We start from the raw sequence: 17535 nt of genomic DNA, 5'->3' as shown, positions 1-17535 counted from the left end.
TAACATCATGGGTGTTGAAAATGTTAGAGAGTTTTTTATCAAAAAGGGCTTGGTTGATCCCGTATTCGAGCTTCCTGATAGCGGTGCTACCGTAGATCTTGCCGCCAAAACAATAGGTGTAGATCCTTCCCATATTGCCAAAACACTGGCATTTCGATTAAAAGATCGAGATATTCTGATTGTAACCAAGGGAGATTCAAAAATTGATAACAAAAAATATAAGCAGTTTTTTCATGTGAAAGCAAAGATGCTTGACCATGTAGAAGTAGAAGAAGTGACAGGTCATCCTGTAGGAGGCGTATGTCCTTTTGGATTAAAAAATCAATTAGATATATTTCTCGATGTATCCATTAAAGAATTCGATTTTGTCTATCCCGCTGCTGGATCCAGATATACAGCTATGAAAATAACCCCTGAAACAATACAGCAGCTCACAGGAAGTACATGGATAGATGTTTGTGAATAATTTCCCCCTTGGGTTGTATTTGTGCCAAGGCAATCTATCGAAGCATAAACAGAATAGTAGTCCCATATCCAGAGAGGTGGAGGGTCTGGCCCTATGAAACCCGGCAACCGGCTTTTCTATAAAGCAGCGGTGCCAATTCCTGCAGTATTTACTTACTGAAAGATGTGAAAGGATGATATTAAAAATACCTTTTCCATCTGGAGAAGGTATTTTTTCATAATTTATTAAAAATAAATTTTATTCAAATATGAAAAGGAGAGATTACAATGAGTGAAAGAAAATTAAAATTTGACACGTTGCAGGTTCATGGAGGACAAAAACCAGATCCTACCACAGGTTCACGAGCTGTTCCCATCTATCAAACCACCTCCTATGTCTTCAATAATACGGAGCATGCTGCCAATCTATTTGCTTTAAAGGAGTTTGGCAACATTTATACCAGAATCATGAACCCTACCAATGATGTTTTTGAACAGCGGATTGCAACGTTAGAAGGTGGCGTTGGGGCTTTGGCCACCGCATCCGGCTCTGCTGCCATTACCTATGCTATCCTCAATATTGCAGGAGCAGGAGATGAGATCGTTTCAGCCAGTACATTATATGGCGGAACTTATAATCTTTTTTCAGCAACCCTGCCAAGGCTTGGTATCCATACAGTTTTTGTAAACCCTGATGATCCTGAGAATTTCCGCAAAGCCATCAATGAAAAAACAAAGGCTGTATACATTGAAACCATTGGAAATCCTGGCATCAATCTTGTGGATATAGAAGCTGTTGCAAAAATAGCCCATGATGCAGGAGTTCCTCTGATCGTAGATAATACCTTTGGTACGCCTTATTTGATTAAACCTATTGATTTTGGTGCAGATATTGTTGTTCACTCTGCCACAAAGTTTATCGGTGGTCATGGTACTTCCATAGGCGGTGTCATCATTGACTCTGGAAAGTTCGATTGGGAAAAGAGTGGAAGATTCCCTTGGTTGACAGAGCCGGACCCAAGCTATAATGGCATTCGATACACAGAAGCCTTTGGTCCTGCTGCCTATATTCTTAAGGCTAGGGTACAACTCCTTCGTGATACTGGCGCCTCCATCAGCCCCTTTAATTCATTTTTATTGCTTCAAGGCTTAGAAACATTGTCCTTGCGAATTGAACGCCATTTGCTCAATACAAAGAAAATCACAGAATTCTTGCAAAATCATCCTGCTGTTTCCTGGGTGAACTATCCTAGCTTAGAGAGCAATAAATACTATGCCCTAGCCCAAAAATACCTCCCTAAAGGAGCTGGATCTATCTTTACCTTTGGCATCAAGGGTGGTGTAGAAGCAGGTAAGAAGTTCATTGAAAACTTAGAAATATTCTCCCTATTGGCAAATGTAGCCGATGCAAAATCTTTGGTCATTCATCCAGCAAGCACTACTCATGCCCAATTATCTGAGACTGAACAGGCTTCTGCAGGGGTGACGCCTGACTTGATCAGGTTATCCATAGGTCTAGAAGATGTAGAAGATCTGATTTATGATTTAGATCAAGCCCTTCAGAAGGCAGTAAAATAGGTCGGTCATTATCATAAAGTGTATAAAAGGAGAATCGTTATGCCTATCAAAATACCTGATGATCTTCCAGCTCTGACCGTTCTTCAAGATGAAAATGTTTTTGCTATGCCAGATTCCCGGGCATATCATCAAGACATTCGCCCGTTGGAGATCGCCATACTTAATTTAATGCCTACCAAGATTGCTACAGAGATTCAAATCCTGCGCTTATTAGGAAACACCGCTTTACAGGTGGATATCACATTGCTGCATGCCAAGACCCATCAATGCAAGAATACACCGGAGGAGCACCTGACCAAGTTTTACAACACCTTTGAGGATATTAAAGAAAGAAAATTTGACGGTCTAATCATTACAGGTGCCCCAGTGGAGCATCTGGCATTTGAAGATGTAACCTACTGGGATGAAATATCTGCCATCATGGAATGGAGTAAACATAATGTTTACTCCACCCTGCATATTTGCTGGGCAGCCCAAGCAGGTCTGTACTATCATTATGGCATTCCAAAATATCCTGTAAACCAGAAGGTTTTTGGCGTTTTCCCCCATAAAATCAATCAAAAGAATTGTAGATTGTTGAGAGGTTTTGATGATGAATTTTATGCCCCCCACTCCCGTCACACGGAAGTAAGGAGGAAAGATTTCCAAGGCATACATGATCTTGAAATCTTGTCCGAATCAGAGGAATCTGGTATCTATATCGTTGCTTCCAAAACGGGACGCCAAATATTTGTGACAGGACATTCGGAATATGACCCTCTCACCTTGAAGTCTGAGTATGACAGGGATATCGGAAAAGGTCTTTCCATTTCAGTTCCTAAAAATTATTATCTTGATGATGACCCTGGCAACAATCCTATCGTAAAGTGGCGGGGTCATGCTAATCTTTTATTCTCTAATTGGTTAAACTATTATGTATACCAGGAAACACCTTTTGATCTGAAGAAATTGGATGACATAGAATAAAAAGAACCGTGATTCTTCCGAATCACGGTTCTTTTTATCTTAATAGCTCTTCTAATCTTTCTTGGTCAAAGCCTTGAACGATTTCTCCACCAACCTTAATTACAGGTACACCCATAAATCCTTGTGCCATCAACTCTTTACGGGCAACCATATCCTTTGATACGTTCTTTTCCTCGTAAGCAACACCTTTTGCCTTTAGGTATTCCTTTGCATGATGACAATATGCACAGGTATCACTGGAATAAATCACTACATTCTTGCTCATTTTTAATATCCTCCTTTTACTATTTGACTATTATTAATATACACTTTTCAGTCCTACTTGAATCCATTATAAATATTTTCTATGCTGCGCGTTGATGATTTAAGCTTTCTTTATGATCATTTTTTCTTTTATCTTGTGCTTCCTTAATAAGACCCGTTGCATGACCCATAGGACAGACCTGACACCAGGTTCTTGGCTTATAGATGATTCCCATGATCGCCCCAAGGGCCAAAGAGGCTGTCATCAATCGAAACACGCCAAAAGCTACTGCTTTTATGATATTGGGTTGTTGAAATGCGTGGTATAAAGATATGCTAAACATTGTCATCATTAAAAATAACAATCCATTCTTCAAATGCCTGCTTTTTAGAAATTTAGGTGCATTATGATCTAGGCTAATGGAATGTAAAAACTTCCCTAGAATGGATCCCCTTGGGCAATACTTAGAACAATGAATCTTCCCTCTTCCCTTTAAGGCATGGTAAATAGGAGTTCCAATACAAATAAATCCCAAGAGACCAAATCGTATATCCACGATAGACAATGTGATAAACAGCACCATCAGAATCCAAGACCAGGATTGATGTGATTTTACATTGGACATTATGCAATTCCCTTCTTTCTTCCTATGAGCAGGATGATTCCCCTACCCCTGGAACGATTCTAAATCCTTTATTAAACCACCCATCTGAATAATCTATTGTAAACCCGTTATACTGCTTTAGCATCTCTTTTTCTACTATTACTTGAATCCCATTGATCTCTTTGCTAAAATCCTCTTCATTTTTTAGCTCTTCCAGAGCAACGCCAAATATAGGCCCGCCTCATCCAAATCCTTTGATAAGGATTCTCAAAATTTTATCTTCTATGGCCTGCTCTTTTATTTGTGCTTTAATAATGCTTTGGGCCTTATCCGTAATGATTATATCCATACCAGAGCCTCCTTTCTGTATTCCCTCCCCCTGTATGGGGGGTATATCTTTATTTTAGATGAGTCCTCTTCATCTGTCAATAGGGGACAAGCCAAAATTTTGAAATTTTCCTATACTTTTTTTCGATAAAGGCAAAGGCCTCTGCCTTTATACAGAGACCTCTATTTTCTTAGTATCGCCATCATTTTATGGACCTTATCCAAAACATTTCTAACCTCATACCCCTTGTCAGCGCTGATGATTTCAAGAATACCCACCATGTTATCGAAATCCTCCATGATATTCACATCTCCAGGGTTTCTATTTTTTAGTCGGTTTACCCGATCGTTCAGGGTTAAAACCTTATCGATACTTTCCTTGCTTTTACCTTTCATATAGGGCCGAACTGCCTCCATCATCTTGATCGGTTTGTTGGGTACATTGTAGTAGGAATTACCAAACCGATTTGTTGAGGCATATTCTCCCTTTTGAAGCCTATTGACAGCATGCAAAATGTCCAAGACATTTTCTGTCTTTGCTAACATTTCTCTGTGCTGATCTTTGAAATATGGCTGGGCTGTTTTTATCATTGCTGCAGTGTTATATATATCTTCTGAATTAAATTTCTGTGTTTCTCCTTTATTGAATAAGAAAAACAGCATCATAGGTAGCAACATATTTCCTGAAACTAAACTAGATAAGATATTTGATAATGGGTTATTGTTCTTTTTTGCTTCAGTCTCTATTTTAACAAGATTATTCTCTTCCATGGAATCCCTCCAATATAGCGACATACTTCATAATTTCACTATATATTATGCAATTTGTCTCTCATTCGTGATGTCATAAAGGTATTTTACCAGAAAGGGGATCACTTTTTTTTGGCGAATATCTACTTTATATTTAGAGCTATCAGGAAGGGAGTGGCATCATCATGCCAGCACCAAATTTTTTCAATCCTTTATCCTTATTGAAGAAAAAAACAGGTTTTTCCTACAAAAAGGATCCTACCATTGGCTTGGCTCTAGGGGGCGGTGCCGTATGGGGTATTTCTCATATAGGCGTTCTAAAGACCTTAGAGGATCATCGAATTCCTATTCATTATATCAGTGGTACCAGCATTGGTGCCCTAGTAGGGGGGCTATATGCTGCAGGAGTCTCTACTGATAGACTCTATTCCTTGGCCCTATCTACTCAATGGAAGAATCTATCTAAGCTTGCACTCCCGATCAGTGGCATATTGTCCAACGAACCTATGGAAGGTTTTATTCATCATTTAATTGGCAACAAAACATTTTCTGATTTGAAAACTCCCTTTGTTGCAGTTACCACAGATTTATTGACAGGAGAAGATATCATTCTAAGTTCAGGCAAGCTTTCCAGGGCTATTCGTGCTTCTACTGCCATACCTGGTATCTTTCACCCGATTGTTATTGATAATCACACCCTAGTGGATGGGGGTGTCGTTAGCAATGTCCCTGTCCAAGCAGTTAAATCTTTCGGGCCTGATATTGTTATCGCTGTCAATCTGGTCCCATCTTTAGAGGATTGGCTGCCCACTACGGGATTAGAGGTCATATTAAAGTCATTATTTATCATGCAGCAAAAGGTTGTAACTAGGGAAACCTCCCAGGCTGATATCGTCATTAATCTTTCCATGAAAGGCTTCAGTCCCATGGATTTTTCAAAGTCCAAGGAACTCTATCAAAAAGGAATTGCCGAATGCCTACCCCATATTCCTCTGATACAGGAAATGATCGAAAGAAAAAAGTATCAACGATAAGTCATCATTGTAGAAAAATATGATATAAGATGGTTCCGTAGGGGTGCCCATTGGGCGTCAATGATGGGGTCATTACCAGGCAGAACGGACGTGCAATGCACGCCCCTACAATATGTCGCAATATTTATTTGATGCCACAAAAATATAGGGATTGCATAGTTGCAATCCCTACCGTATAGGTCTATATTTTCCAATAATCTTTTCCGCTGCTTTTATCCCATCAACCGCTGCAGAGACGATGCCCCCGGCATAACCTCCACCTTCTCCCACAGGATAAAGCCCCTTTACCGTTAAACTCTCCAAGGTTTCCTCATCTCTCTCAATGCGAATAGGTGCTGAGCTTCTTGTCTCCACCCCGGTCATAAGCGCATCGGCCATGGCAAATCCCTTCAATTTCTTATCCAACGCTGGAAGGGCCTCCTGCATCGCCTCAATCACAAAGTCTGGAAGGCACTTACGAAGGTCCGTTGGAACCACACCTGGTAAATAGGACGGTTTTACGTTACCAATCTTAGTAGATGGCTTGTCGTTTAAAAAGTCTCCCATCAACTGGCAGGGGGCATGATAATCCTTTCCTCCCAGCGCAAAGGCTGCTTCCTCCCATTTCCTTTGAAAATTCACACCCGCTAAAGGATGATCTCCACCAAAATCCTCGGTATTGACCTGTACCAAAAGAGCACTATTGGCATTCTCTTGGTCTCTAGCATATTCACTCATACCATTGGTGACCACCATATTTTTCTCCGATGCGGCTGCCACCACCATGCCGCCTGGGCACATACAAAAAGTATACACTGCCCTTCCATTCTTCGTTTGATAGGTAAGCCGATAATCGGCAGCCCCTAATCTAGGATGCTCTGCAAAGGCTTTATACTGGGATTGGTCGATTATCTTTTGGGGATGCTCAATTCTAACCCCTATGGAAAAAGGCTTCTGTCTAATTTTCACCCCTGAGGTGTACAGCATTTCATAGGTATCTCTTGCACTGTGGCCTATAGCAAGAATCACTTCATTGGTTTCTATCCGCTCTAATCCATTGACTTGAACGCCTACAATCCCATCTTTCTCTATGTATAAACCGGTGACCTTACTGCCAAACCGCACCTCTCCACCTAAACCAATGATGGTATTCCGCAGGTTTCGCACCACCGTCTTTAAGATATCGGTACCGATATGGGGTTTATAGGAATATAGTATTTCCTCTGGTGCACCAGCATCTACAAGTTCGTCTAATACTTTTCGTACACGAATATCTTTAATACGGGTGGTCAGCTTGCCATCAGAGAAGGTTCCTGCTCCCCCTTCACCAAATTGGACATTGGACTCCGGATTAAGTTCTTTCCCTTGCCAAAATGTCTTCACATCCTCTGTCCGCGTATCCACATCCTGCCCTCGTTCTAGCAAAATAGGTTTATAACCTCTTTGAGCTAGAAGCACCCCTGCAAACAAACCTGCAGGGCCTGTGCCGATCACAACAGGCCTATGTCCTAATGCTTTAACACCATGGGTAACATCCTTATATCGAAAATCTGGACTCTTACTAACATCCCGATCCTTTTCCAGTATTTTTCCCTCATTTTTCACTTCCACATCTACAGTGTATACCAGGTTGATTTGATCCCGCTTTCTGGCGTCAATGGATTCACGAAAAATCTGGTATTTCAAAATTTCTTCTGGTTTTAACCGCAGCTTCTTTCTGATCTTCTCTGGAATCTTATCGATATTTTCATCTAAGGAAAGCTTGATCTCATTAATGCGTATCATCTATATTCATCCTTTCCATCTATCTCCAACATATTATCCAACATATTATACCACAGCGATGGAGTAAATATAATAAGGTTGAGCCTGTAGTGACACCCATTGGGCGTCGATAAGCGAAATATTGCCAACGAGAGCGGACGTGCAATGCACGCCCCTACAGTTACATCACAACTTGCAAAACAACACTCAAAATAAAAACTCGAGCATATGCCCGAGTTTTCCTTTTCTATTAAAATCCCCTGCTGCCGCCACCGCCGCCGGATCTTCCGCCACCGCCGGAGCTGCCTCCACCAAAGCCTCCGCCGCCAAAACCACCGCCACCGCCGCGGCCGCCACGGCCTCCGTACAAGAAACCTCTCAGAAGTAATCCCAAGAAAAAACCTCCCAGGAAACGGTAATCTAACCATAGTAATAGCAGAACAAAGATAATCCCCAAAGTCTTGAATATGGGTGGAATTGTTACAGCATTGCTAGACCCTGTATCCCTCGGTGGTCTTTGGGTATCGATATTGACTTGCCCTCCAAAAATTTGATCGTCATCATAGTTATATTCTCTGTTTACCTCTTGGGCGATCATATAAAAGGCCTTGGTCAATCCTTCCGAATAGTTTCCTGCCGATAAGTCTCCAGTCACCGTGTCTAGAATTTCTCCTACGGTTCCATCGGGAATGGCACCTTCCAATCCATAGCCTACTTCAATTCTTACCTTACGATCTTCAAGACTCAATAGCAGGAGTACCCCATTGTCATATTTTCGATTACCAATCTTCCATTCCTCAAAAAGTCTCACTGCATAGGATTCTACATCGAGGCCTCCCAGGTTTTGAACTGTCACCACCACAACCTGAGGCCTTTCCTCTGTTTTTTCATAGTTTAGGTTGCTATTGATGATAAAGCGCTCTGCTTCATCATGCAATAATCCTGCAAAGTCCCCTACATAGAATTCTTTGGTAGGCACTGGCATTTCCGTATCGGCAAAACCTATGGATATGCTTCCTATGACAAATAATAAAACCATACTCCACAGGAACAGTTTATTTTTTTTCACAATCTTCCCCCTCCCTTAGTCTTATTTCTGCTTATAAAGATATAATCTAGGGGAGACAAAAGTCTCCCCCTAGGATAGATCATATATGTTAGAATTGTACCTTTGGTGCATTTTCAGCCCCTGCTGTCGCCTCAAAATATGGTTTCTTATCAAAACCCATGGCGCCAGCTACCATATTTCTTGGGAATCTTTGAATAAACTTGTTATAATCGCTAACCACCGCATTATATCGGTCCCGTTCTACGGAAATTCGATTCTCTGTTCCTGCCAGTTCATCCATGAGGCGGGTTACATTCTCTGCAGATCGCAATTGAGGATAATTTTCCATGACAACCAATAATCTTCCCAATGCTCCCTCCAATTCGTTGGATGCCGCCACTCTATCTTCTGTGGTTTGAGCACCTGCCATCTTCGATCTGGCATCGGCTATCTTTCCAAATACCTCCTGTTCTTGATTCATGATACCCTTCACTGACTCTACAAGGTTTGGAATCAAGTCAAATCGCCGCTGGAGCTTACTCTCCACCATGGCCCATTGGGCATTTACTTCTTCATTCTTTGTCACCATACTATTGTAAGTACCTGTTAAGGATATTCCAATCAAAGCAAGCACAACAACAATACCAATTATAATCTTTAACGAACTTTTCAATTTTATCCCTCCAATATTCAAACCACTTTACAATTTCAATTTATGCCAAATGACATATTTCTATTCTACAAGAAACTTCCTTTTTCTTCAACCTGACTTTATCTTTCCTTTATAAAGCAAGCTTCTGATTTTGGGAGCATGTAGTATCCATTGTTCATTTACTTCCTCTTCATCAGTTATATTTATGGTTTTTAGCTATATTCTGTCATTGTGCATATTATCAAAGCCCTGTTGACACAATAAATGTATATCAATATAAAGGAGAGAACCTATGAATATGGTCACTTTAGATATGGTTGCCCCTTCTTTTCAAGCCAATGCCTTCATCAATAATATCGATCAACAAATTACTCTTCAAAGCTATCAAGGGAAATGGCTTATTCTGTTCTTTTACGGCAATGATTTTACCTTCGTATGACCTACAGAATTGGCAGCAGTTGCTGATCACTATCAAGAAATTATAGGTCTTAATACCGAAGTATTGGGGATTAGTACCGATAGTATCTACGCCCATAAGGTTTTTCATGAAACTTCTCCCCACGCATCCAAAGTCCAATTCCCCCTTGTATCGGATAGTACCTTGACCATTTCGCGATCCTATGGTGTATTCGATGAGCAAAGCGCAGCTTCCTATAGGGCTACCTTTATCATTGATCCCACTGGAAAGATTAAGCTGTGGCAGATTTACCCCTTTGAAGTAGGTAGAAATGTAGAAGAAATGCTCAGAGCTTTAAAGGCATTGCAATATACTGAAAAAACAAATGAAGGCACTCCAGCCGACTGGCAGCCAGGTGACAAAGGCATCAAAGCAGACTTTCAGATGGCTGGTAAAATATAACTATATGAAGGAGAGATATTCATGATTTTAGACAGAGTTCAGCAAATTCTTAGTTCTGAAGAGACGATTCCCGTTACCCACAAGGGTACACCCATTTGGATCGAAAAACTAAATCCGATGAATCAAACAGCCCTTGTGACTGGAAAAACAGGACAATATACGGTAGATATAACGGAGTTAATAGAACAATAATCTTCAATTATAAAAGGCTATGGCGAGCACATTCAGCTCGTCATAGCTTTTTATAATTTGTTAATCATACTAGCCATATAGCCAGCACCAAACCCATTATCAATATTCACCACCGATACACCACTGGCACAACTATTTAACATAGACAAAAGGGCTGCCAATCCATGAAAATTTGCACCATATCCAATACTGGTAGGCACTGCTAAAACAGGCTTATCTACCAAACCACCCACCACACTGGCAAGGGCGCCCTCCATACCAGCCACAGCGATGATCACCTTGGCATTGGTAATTATCTCTAGGTTTCCTAACAATCTATGGAGTCCAGCAACGCCCACATCATAGATCCGTTCTACTCTATTGCCTAACATTTCCGCCGTAATGGCCGCTTCCTCTGCCACTGGAATGTCAGAAGTTCCACCAGTAACCACAGCTATATAGGAATCCGGCGTAACTACTTCCTTTCTTTTCACAGTAATAATTCTGGCCAAGGCATGGTACGCTGCATCAGGGCAAATCTCCTTTACCGCTTGATACACATCTTCTTTTGCTCTGGTGGCAAGTATATTATTGTTCCCCTTCAACATCTCTTGTATGATCTGTTGAATGTGATCAATGGACTTCCCCTCACAATAGATTACCTCTGGATAGCCATTTCTTAATTCTCGATGATAATCAATTTTTGCAATGCCAATATCCTTATATGGTAATTCCTTTAAATGATCTAAGGCTTTATCCACCTCAATTTGGCCGTCCTTTACTTCCTCTAAAAGCTTTCTCAACTCATTCGTCCGCATTTTTCCACTCCTCTGTGTCCTGATACAAGCCTTGTACCCTATATCTTCGCTATTTAATACCCAATTAAAAAGTTTTCAAGCATTTATTTTTAATTTTCATTTAACGAATATACTTCTTATTCTAACATCATTTTTTCCATGACTTCATCAGGATCGCTTCCAGAACACCTCCTCCAATACACCGAGCTTTATCTGATATAGTATGAGTCCATCTCAAGGCCTCCGGTCTAGGATCAATATCCCCGATTTTCCAGCCTTGATGCACTTCTAATCCGTCATAAATGAGTCCACGAATCACCCCATCTATGGTAGCCCTTACCTCCGTTAATCCAATCCAGGCAATTAGATCTGCCTTATTCACCTGGTCACCTATCCCCTTGTTATTTCTAATAATACCCCTAACAGGGGCCCTTAGTACCCGCTCCATTCCATATCCTGCAATATTTCCTGGGACTCCTGTATTGGGTTCCGCTTCACCATCAAAAATGATTTTTCCCAGGTTATGACCTCGATTGGTTTCAATCACCACATCCACATCTTTCCCTGCATAAAAACCAGGCCCTAAGCCAATCACGAAAGGTGCATCTTCCTTATTCGTTCCAATATTCTTCTTAGCCAATACAGCATCTACCAGCACACTACAGGGAATATCCTCCTTAATTCTGCAAAAAGGATCTACCAGCACAGGTATTCTATTGCCCTTGGCAATCTGCAGCACTTCATCCCTAGTCTGGGCTTTCTTTGCCCTTACGCCTTCAATTTCCCATTCTCCTTCATAGATACAGTTGGCAAATGACACATTTCTTCTAACACATGTTGGTCTTTCAATATCGGTCATCACAACGGGAAATCCACTCCGAAATAATTTATGGGCAACCCCTGATGCAATATCCCCAGCTCCTTTGATGATGATAAAATCCTCCTCGTCCATCATTCCTCACCTTACTCCTTCATTTGATCCCGCATGTGTCCAGGCTTTTTTCCATTCTTTACTGCCATAATTTCACTTATGATACTAAAGGCAATCTCCATGGGGCTTTCTCCTCCCAAGGTCAAGCCAATCGGTGCGTAGACTTTTTTCATCCATGCTTGAGGAATGTCTTTCTCTGACATCTGATCCATTACATAACCTACTTTATTCTTACTGCCAATCATCCCCACATATCCCAAATCTCTAGAAATGACCGTCATCAAAGCCACTTCATCATGCCGATGGCCTCTGGTTACAATCACCACAAAGCAATGTTCGTCCATTGGGTAATTCTCTAATTGTTCTTCAATATTCCCCAATAGGAGTTCATCCACATCTGGAAATCTTTCATAGGTTAAATAATCCTCTCGATCTTCAAAGACTACCGTGTAGAATCCCAACATCTTGCCAAGCTTAAATAGCTCTACTGCAATGTGTCCTCCACCTACAATCAGAAGTCTATCCTTAGGTTGAAATATCTTTATAAAAACATCGGCCGTACCACCGCATTGCATATGTAGACTCCCCTCTTCATCATTCAGTTCAAAATGAAAGGCCTTACTTTCTCCACCTTGAAGACATTTTTTAGCCTGTTCCACTACAACCGCTTCGAAGGTTCCGCCACCAACAGTTCCATAGATACTTCCGTCTTCCATGATCGCCATCATGGCTCCCTCTTTTCTAGGCGTTGACCCCTCAATTTTCGTAATGGTCGCCCACGCCACTTTCTTATTTTTCCTTATTTCTTCCGATATTTTATCTAATAACATATGTTCCACTTCTAACCCCTCCCGAATGAACAGTTTGGAAATCTACAAGGATCACATTTTCTGCACAGCCCACCATTGGCAAGAGAAATGATATCCTTTTTGGTAATAATCTCTCCCGCAGCGACCCTAGGATAGATTAAGTCTAACACGGTCACCTTGGTGTACATGCCACAGGCAGGAATTCCGATTACCGCAACATCCCCTATATAACTCATCATGAACATAGCGCCTGGTAGAACTGGAGACCCGTATTTTACAACCTCCGCTACAGATCGAATCGCTTTTGGTGTCACGTCATCGGGATCTACAGACATTCCCCCCGATACTAAAATGATATCACATCCTAAACGTACATTCTCCTTTATCTTTTCTTTGATTCTTTCTTCATCATCTGGTGTATACTCTACATTAACTACTTGTCCCCCAAGGGCTTCTACCTTCTCCGTCAGTACAGGGCGGAAGGCATCCTTGATGATACCCTTAAACACTTCTGTTCCTGTGATAATCAGTCCAACTTTAACAGGTCGAAAAGGCAGTACAGAAACAATAGCGCCTGCCCCTTTTCCTATTTCTTTCACCTGCTCCATAATCTCTTTCTTTATGACCAGCGGAACCACCTTTGTTCCTGCCACCATCTCTCCTTTTCTTACGGTTGAATAATTGGATAGGGTAGACGCCACTACATCATCAAAGGAGTTTAGCTCATATAATGCCTTGGTGTTGATCTTTAGCAATCCATCTGCCGTAGCTATCAGGTTGACCCGACTTTCATAAGGTGGTGTGATTTCGACATTCTTTCCTGCCAGCACATTTCCTAGAATAATCCCCGCATCATCCTCATGGACTTCATCTTCTTCTATTTTTAACACAAAAATATGATTTTTCCCTAAACTTCTTAGTTTTTGGATATCTCCCTCACAGATTTTATGGCCCTTTTGAAACGCTCTTCCTTTTTTTTCTCCCGGTAAAATTTCTGTGATATCGTGACATAATACCATCCCGACTCCATCTTCTATCCTAATTTTTTGTGTTTCCATCTAGATCCCCCTTCTGTATTTGCCATATTCCTCCTGCGTATCTATATCCCTCAACGTACTGTCTTCATAAAAAGTCACCGATGTTACTTGCTCCATGTGCTTTGTGATCAATCCCCTCGCACCAATGTCTCCCTTTAGCTGCTTCAACTCCTCATAAAAAATTTTAGAAAAAAGTACTGGATTTCCCCTCTTGCCGTCGCACATAGGCATTACAATTCCTTTTGGATTTTTTTCATAAGTTTCAATTAGCCCATTGATATGCAGCGCTTTTACAAAAGGCATATCTCCTAATAAAAACATTACCCCTTCACTTTGAGGAGAAATACACCCTAGTCCCGAGATGATAGATGTGCTCATTCCCATTTCAAACCCTTTATTTTCACAGGCATAAATCCCATATTTTTCAGCCAATTCTTTACTACTCCTATACCTCCCCCATACCAGGATAATTTCATCAAGCTTCGATTGCTTTGCTGACATGATCACATGTTCTAAGATTGGTTTACCTTCTAGGGGGAGGGCTAGTTTGTCATTCCCCATCCTACTCCCCTTTCCGGCAGCCAAAATGATTCCTGAAATCATTACCTCACCCCTATTACACTTATTACCTTTTGATCCGATAGGGTATTTCCTAAAATAATTCCTTTCAGATACCCATCTCCTAAAGCCTGTATTCTATAACCAATTTCCTTGGCAGTGGCTAAGTTTTCCTGGGTTACTTTATTGATAAATACATAGCAGTCCAATGTACCCTTCAAACCACCGATAAGTCCCCTTTTATGAAATAAGGCGGCAATTCGCTCATCTATGCTCGGCAATGTTAAATTCTCAAATATGGACATAAATTGTTCTGGCCGGTGTGCCATTTCAAGAATGTCACCACCTGTAAATCCATCTATGCCAATGACAACAACGATGCTTTTCGTATGGATAGGCACACAGGGTTCAAAGGTTTCATATAATTTTATAGATTTTCCTTTACACCCATCCGCCTCCACAAGTATGCATGCTTCTGGCTGTAATCTATTTATTTGATCTACCCATCCTTGTGGCAAGCCAACTACCTTATTTTCCCTATTGATTTCATAGCCTAAGGTGATTACTTTGTTCATATTATTTTTTACAGCATTCATATGTATGTTGAAGTCAGTACTAATGATAATTTCCCCACTCGTCTCAGGCAGAAAAATCTTGGTCGTCGTGGTATGAATAATAGGGAACAAATCCTCTTTTAACTCCTCAATCACAGCTTCAATGAGAGAGGTTTTTCCTCCACAACCTACAAAGGCAATCATAGAACCAGAATGAATCTTCAATATTTCACTGATTTTCACAATAAATCTCCCCACTGCCTAAGACATCATTTCATCCGTTATTTTTCCGTCTTCTATTCTTAATATCCTATCACCCAATAGATTTCCTTCATATACGCTATGGGTGACCAATACGACCCCCATGTTCCATAGCTTCTTAAACTCCACAAATTCTTGATAGATCATCTCTTTTGTTTTGGGGTCTAGAGCTGAAAATGGCTCATCTAAAAGAAGTATCTGAGGTCTTACTGCCAGCACCCTAGCCAATGCCACTCTCTGTTTTTCTCCCCCCGATATCTGCTTTGGATATCGGTCTTGTAAATGTATGATTCCCAATCCTTTCATGATATGTTCTGCATAGTCTATATCCTCTAATCTCCTGGATCTTATCCCGAACATAACATTCTGCCTCACATTTAAGTGGGGAAACAAACCATCGTTCTGAAAAACATATCCAACGTTTCTGTCTTTTATCGATATATCCACTCCCTCTTGAGATGAAAAGACAAGCTGATCATGGATAGATATCCTTCCAGCATCCGGTTTCTTAATCCCCGAAATACAATCGAGTATTGTAGTCTTTCCGGACCCTGAAGCTCCTTGAATCACCAATATTTCTTTCCCAATGGTAAACTTTATCTCTAAATCATAAAAGACCATTTTTTTTGTAATTTCTACATTTATCATAAAATCCCCTACGTTTGATTTTTATATTTTTTCTTAATCCAATTATTAAGGCCATATATCATTAGAAAACTAAACATTATCGTTATCAACATTAGCATATTCGCAGTCCCTACATCTCCACGCTCTACAGCAAAATATAGGGCCAAGGGGATTGTTTGAGTTTTGCCTGGAATATTTCCAGCTACCATCAGGGTTGCACCAAATTCACCGAATGATCTGGCGAAAGAAAGTACTATACCACTCAATACGCCTGGCCATGCCAAGGGTAAGGATATCTTCCAAAAAACCCTTCCTTCCCCTGCACCTAAGGTTCGCGCAGCATTTTCGTACACCGATTCGACATTTATAAATGCTGCTTTACAGCTTTGATACATCAATGGAAGCGATACAACGGAAGCTGCAATACAAGCAGCAAACCAATGAAAAATGATGCTATATCCAAATATTTCATAAAGTACTTTTCCTATAGGTCCTCTTCTTCCAAACAAAATGAGCAACCCATAACCTATGACAGAGGGAGGAAGCACCATGGGCAACAAAATAAGGGACTCTACCATATCCTTTCCTTTAAAACTGCACTTTGTAAGCAGCCTTGCCAGGCTGATTCCTAGAATGGTTGTAAAAACCGTAGCGATCAGCGAAACTTTTAAGGACAGCATGATCGGCTTCATTATCATTTTATCTACCTACTCTACTTTTTTATTAAACTCAAATCCATTTTTCTCGAAAATCTTGATAGATTCTTCATTTTGAATAAAAGAAAGGAACCGAGCAGCAGCATCTTTTTCCTTACTGTCTGTAGCCATCGCTGCTGGATATACAATGGGATTATGCCATTCTTCATCAAATGTTTCCTTGATGAAACTGCTCTTCAAATGGACGGCATCCGAGCGATAGATAATCCCGGCATCCACTTCTCCCCGCTCCACATAAGCCATTACTTGTCTTACATCCTTTGCAAACACAATTTTATGCTGTATTCCTTCCCAAAGGTTTAAGTATACGAGGCTATCCTTGGCATATTGTCCCGCCGGTACAACCTCTGGATCACCGATGCTAACCCTTATATCCTGATCTGCTAAATCTGAAGCAGATGCTATTTTATCCTTATATGCCTCTGATACAATGAGAACCAATCGATTTCTTAGTAAATCGATGCTGCTGCCTCGATCCATTAAGTTCTTTGCTACTAAAGCATCCATTTGTTTAGGCGCAGCAGAAATAAAAACGTCACAAGGGGCTCCTTCTTCTATTTGCTTTTGTAATGTCCCCGATCCAGCAAAATTTAGTATCAATTTAATTCCTGTTGCTTGTTCAAAATTCTTTTGAATCTCAGTGAATGAATCTTGCAGGCTTGCTGCTGCCAATACGTAGATCGTTTTCGATTGGGAAGAATCTTTATGTGGGGAACACCACATAAGACCTAGCAGCATTCCTAAAGTAAGTAATACTAGAAATGATTTTTTCATACTGCTCCCCCTAAAATAATAGCTCGATATTTCATGCGCTATATTTTCCAT

General features: G+C 40.8%; 21 protein-coding genes and 1 riboswitch. Of the genes, 6 read left to right on the top strand and 15 right to left on the bottom strand.

All coding sequences use genetic code 11. The annotated features are described in order from the left end of the window. The first annotated feature begins 7 nt into the window (after positions 1–7). The 3 genes from HNQ80_RS14785 to metA all read left to right on the top strand — a co-directional run bounded on the left by HNQ80_RS14785 (position 8) and on the right by metA (position 2988). Positions 8–466, top strand: coding sequence for a YbaK/EbsC family protein (locus tag HNQ80_RS14785; protein WP_184311443.1), 459 nt, complete (start codon positions 8–10; stop codon positions 464–466). A 61-nt stretch (positions 467–527) separates the two neighbouring features. Further along, a riboswitch (SAM riboswitch) is annotated at positions 528–635 on the top strand. A 97-nt stretch (positions 636–732) separates the two neighbouring features. Continuing rightward, positions 733–2022: a homocysteine synthase gene (locus tag HNQ80_RS14780; protein WP_184311442.1), complete on the top strand. Its 1290-nt coding sequence runs from the start codon at positions 733–735 to the stop codon at positions 2020–2022. 39 nt (positions 2023–2061) lie between these two features. Then, the gene (gene metA / locus HNQ80_RS14775) at positions 2062–2988 is read left to right on the top strand and encodes a homoserine O-acetyltransferase MetA (RefSeq protein ID WP_184311441.1); all 927 of its coding nucleotides are present in this window, start codon (positions 2062–2064) and stop codon (positions 2986–2988) included. A 34-nt stretch (positions 2989–3022) separates the two neighbouring features. Here the strand turns inward: metA and HNQ80_RS14770 are convergent, their stop codons facing one another. The 3 genes from HNQ80_RS14770 to HNQ80_RS14760 form a co-directional block, all read right to left on the bottom strand. Continuing rightward, positions 3023–3253, bottom strand: coding sequence for a glutaredoxin family protein (locus HNQ80_RS14770; RefSeq protein ID WP_184311440.1), 231 nt, complete (start codon positions 3251–3253; stop codon positions 3023–3025). Positions 3254–3332: 79 nt separating this feature from the next. After that, positions 3333–3857 carry a 4Fe-4S ferredoxin gene (locus tag HNQ80_RS14765; protein WP_184311439.1) on the bottom strand — a complete coding sequence of 175 codons (525 nt, stop codon included), beginning with the start codon at positions 3855–3857 and terminating at the stop codon, positions 3333–3335. Between the two features lie 489 nt (positions 3858–4346). Further along, on the bottom strand, positions 4347–4934 hold the full coding sequence (locus HNQ80_RS14760; protein WP_184311438.1) for a hypothetical protein: 588 nt from the start codon (positions 4932–4934) through the stop codon (positions 4347–4349). Between the two features lie 164 nt (positions 4935–5098). On the opposite strand from HNQ80_RS14760, the gene HNQ80_RS14755 reads away from it, so the two are divergent. After that, on the top strand, positions 5099–5947 hold the full coding sequence (locus HNQ80_RS14755) for a patatin-like phospholipase family protein (protein ID WP_184311437.1): 849 nt from the start codon (positions 5099–5101) through the stop codon (positions 5945–5947). 168 nt (positions 5948–6115) lie between these two features. Here the strand turns inward: HNQ80_RS14755 and HNQ80_RS14750 are convergent, their stop codons facing one another. The 3 genes from HNQ80_RS14750 to HNQ80_RS14740 form a co-directional block, all read right to left on the bottom strand. Next, the gene (locus HNQ80_RS14750; protein WP_184311436.1) at positions 6116–7711 is read right to left on the bottom strand and encodes an NAD(P)/FAD-dependent oxidoreductase; all 1596 of its coding nucleotides are present in this window, start codon (positions 7709–7711) and stop codon (positions 6116–6118) included. Positions 7712–7940: 229 nt separating this feature from the next. Next, entirely contained in the window at positions 7941–8759 is an 819-nt protein-coding gene (locus HNQ80_RS14745; protein ID WP_184311435.1) for a TPM domain-containing protein, read from the bottom strand. A gap of 88 nt (positions 8760–8847) precedes the next feature. Further along, on the bottom strand, positions 8848–9411 hold the full coding sequence (locus tag HNQ80_RS14740) for a LemA family protein (protein ID WP_243183285.1): 564 nt from the start codon (positions 9409–9411) through the stop codon (positions 8848–8850). Between the two features lie 271 nt (positions 9412–9682). Here HNQ80_RS14740 and HNQ80_RS14730 point away from each other — a divergent pair, with 271 nt between their 5' ends. Beyond that, positions 9683–10249 (top strand): peroxiredoxin, encoded by a 567-nt coding sequence (locus HNQ80_RS14730; RefSeq protein WP_279289000.1) that lies wholly within the window; start codon positions 9683–9685, stop codon positions 10247–10249. A 21-nt stretch (positions 10250–10270) separates the two neighbouring features. Beyond that, the gene (locus tag HNQ80_RS14725; RefSeq protein ID WP_184311432.1) at positions 10271–10441 is read left to right on the top strand and encodes an H-type small acid-soluble spore protein; all 171 of its coding nucleotides are present in this window, start codon (positions 10271–10273) and stop codon (positions 10439–10441) included. A 50-nt stretch (positions 10442–10491) separates the two neighbouring features. Here HNQ80_RS14725 and larB read toward each other — a convergent pair whose 3' ends face one another. From larB to modA, 9 genes are all read right to left on the bottom strand, one after another. Then, complete coding sequence (gene larB, locus HNQ80_RS14720) at positions 10492–11238, bottom strand: nickel pincer cofactor biosynthesis protein LarB (RefSeq protein WP_184311431.1); 747 nt, start codon at positions 11236–11238, stop codon at positions 10492–10494. A 127-nt stretch (positions 11239–11365) separates the two neighbouring features. Next, positions 11366–12172, bottom strand: coding sequence for a selenium-dependent molybdenum cofactor biosynthesis protein YqeB (gene yqeB / locus HNQ80_RS14715; RefSeq protein WP_243183283.1), 807 nt, complete (start codon positions 12170–12172; stop codon positions 11366–11368). An 8-nt stretch (positions 12173–12180) separates the two neighbouring features. Next, positions 12181–12978: an XdhC family protein gene (locus HNQ80_RS14710; protein WP_243183295.1), complete on the bottom strand. Its 798-nt coding sequence runs from the start codon at positions 12976–12978 to the stop codon at positions 12181–12183. Positions 12979–12989: 11 nt separating this feature from the next. Then, a complete protein-coding gene (locus HNQ80_RS14705; protein ID WP_184311429.1) occupies positions 12990–14015 on the bottom strand; it encodes a molybdopterin-binding protein in 1026 nt (341 codons plus the stop codon). Beyond that, positions 14016–14597 (bottom strand): molybdenum cofactor cytidylyltransferase, encoded by a 582-nt coding sequence (gene mocA / locus HNQ80_RS14700; RefSeq protein ID WP_184311428.1) that lies wholly within the window; start codon positions 14595–14597, stop codon positions 14016–14018. It lies immediately after the preceding gene. Further along, positions 14597–15349 (bottom strand): selenium cofactor biosynthesis protein YqeC, encoded by a 753-nt coding sequence (yqeC, locus tag HNQ80_RS14695; protein WP_184311427.1) that lies wholly within the window; start codon positions 15347–15349, stop codon positions 14597–14599. Before yqeC ends, mocA begins: the two co-directional genes overlap by 1 nt. An 18-nt stretch (positions 15350–15367) precedes the next feature. Next, positions 15368–16015: an ATP-binding cassette domain-containing protein gene (locus HNQ80_RS14690; protein WP_184311426.1), complete on the bottom strand. Its 648-nt coding sequence runs from the start codon at positions 16013–16015 to the stop codon at positions 15368–15370. Positions 16016–16023: 8 nt separating this feature from the next. Then, a complete protein-coding gene (modB, locus tag HNQ80_RS14685; protein WP_184311425.1) occupies positions 16024–16692 on the bottom strand; it encodes a molybdate ABC transporter permease subunit in 669 nt (222 codons plus the stop codon). Positions 16693–16701: 9 nt separating this feature from the next. Then, entirely contained in the window at positions 16702–17484 is a 783-nt protein-coding gene (gene modA / locus HNQ80_RS14680; RefSeq protein ID WP_184311424.1) for a molybdate ABC transporter substrate-binding protein, read from the bottom strand. Between the last annotated feature and the right edge of the window lie 51 nt (positions 17485–17535).

Origin of the sequence: Anaerosolibacter carboniphilus, from assembly GCF_014205875.1 — a bacterium.
Lineage (GTDB): Bacteria > Bacillota > Clostridia > Peptostreptococcales > Thermotaleaceae > Anaerosolibacter > Anaerosolibacter carboniphilus.
Note: the sequence above shows the minus strand (reverse complement) of the source record. Positions and strands in the feature narration are given on the sequence as shown.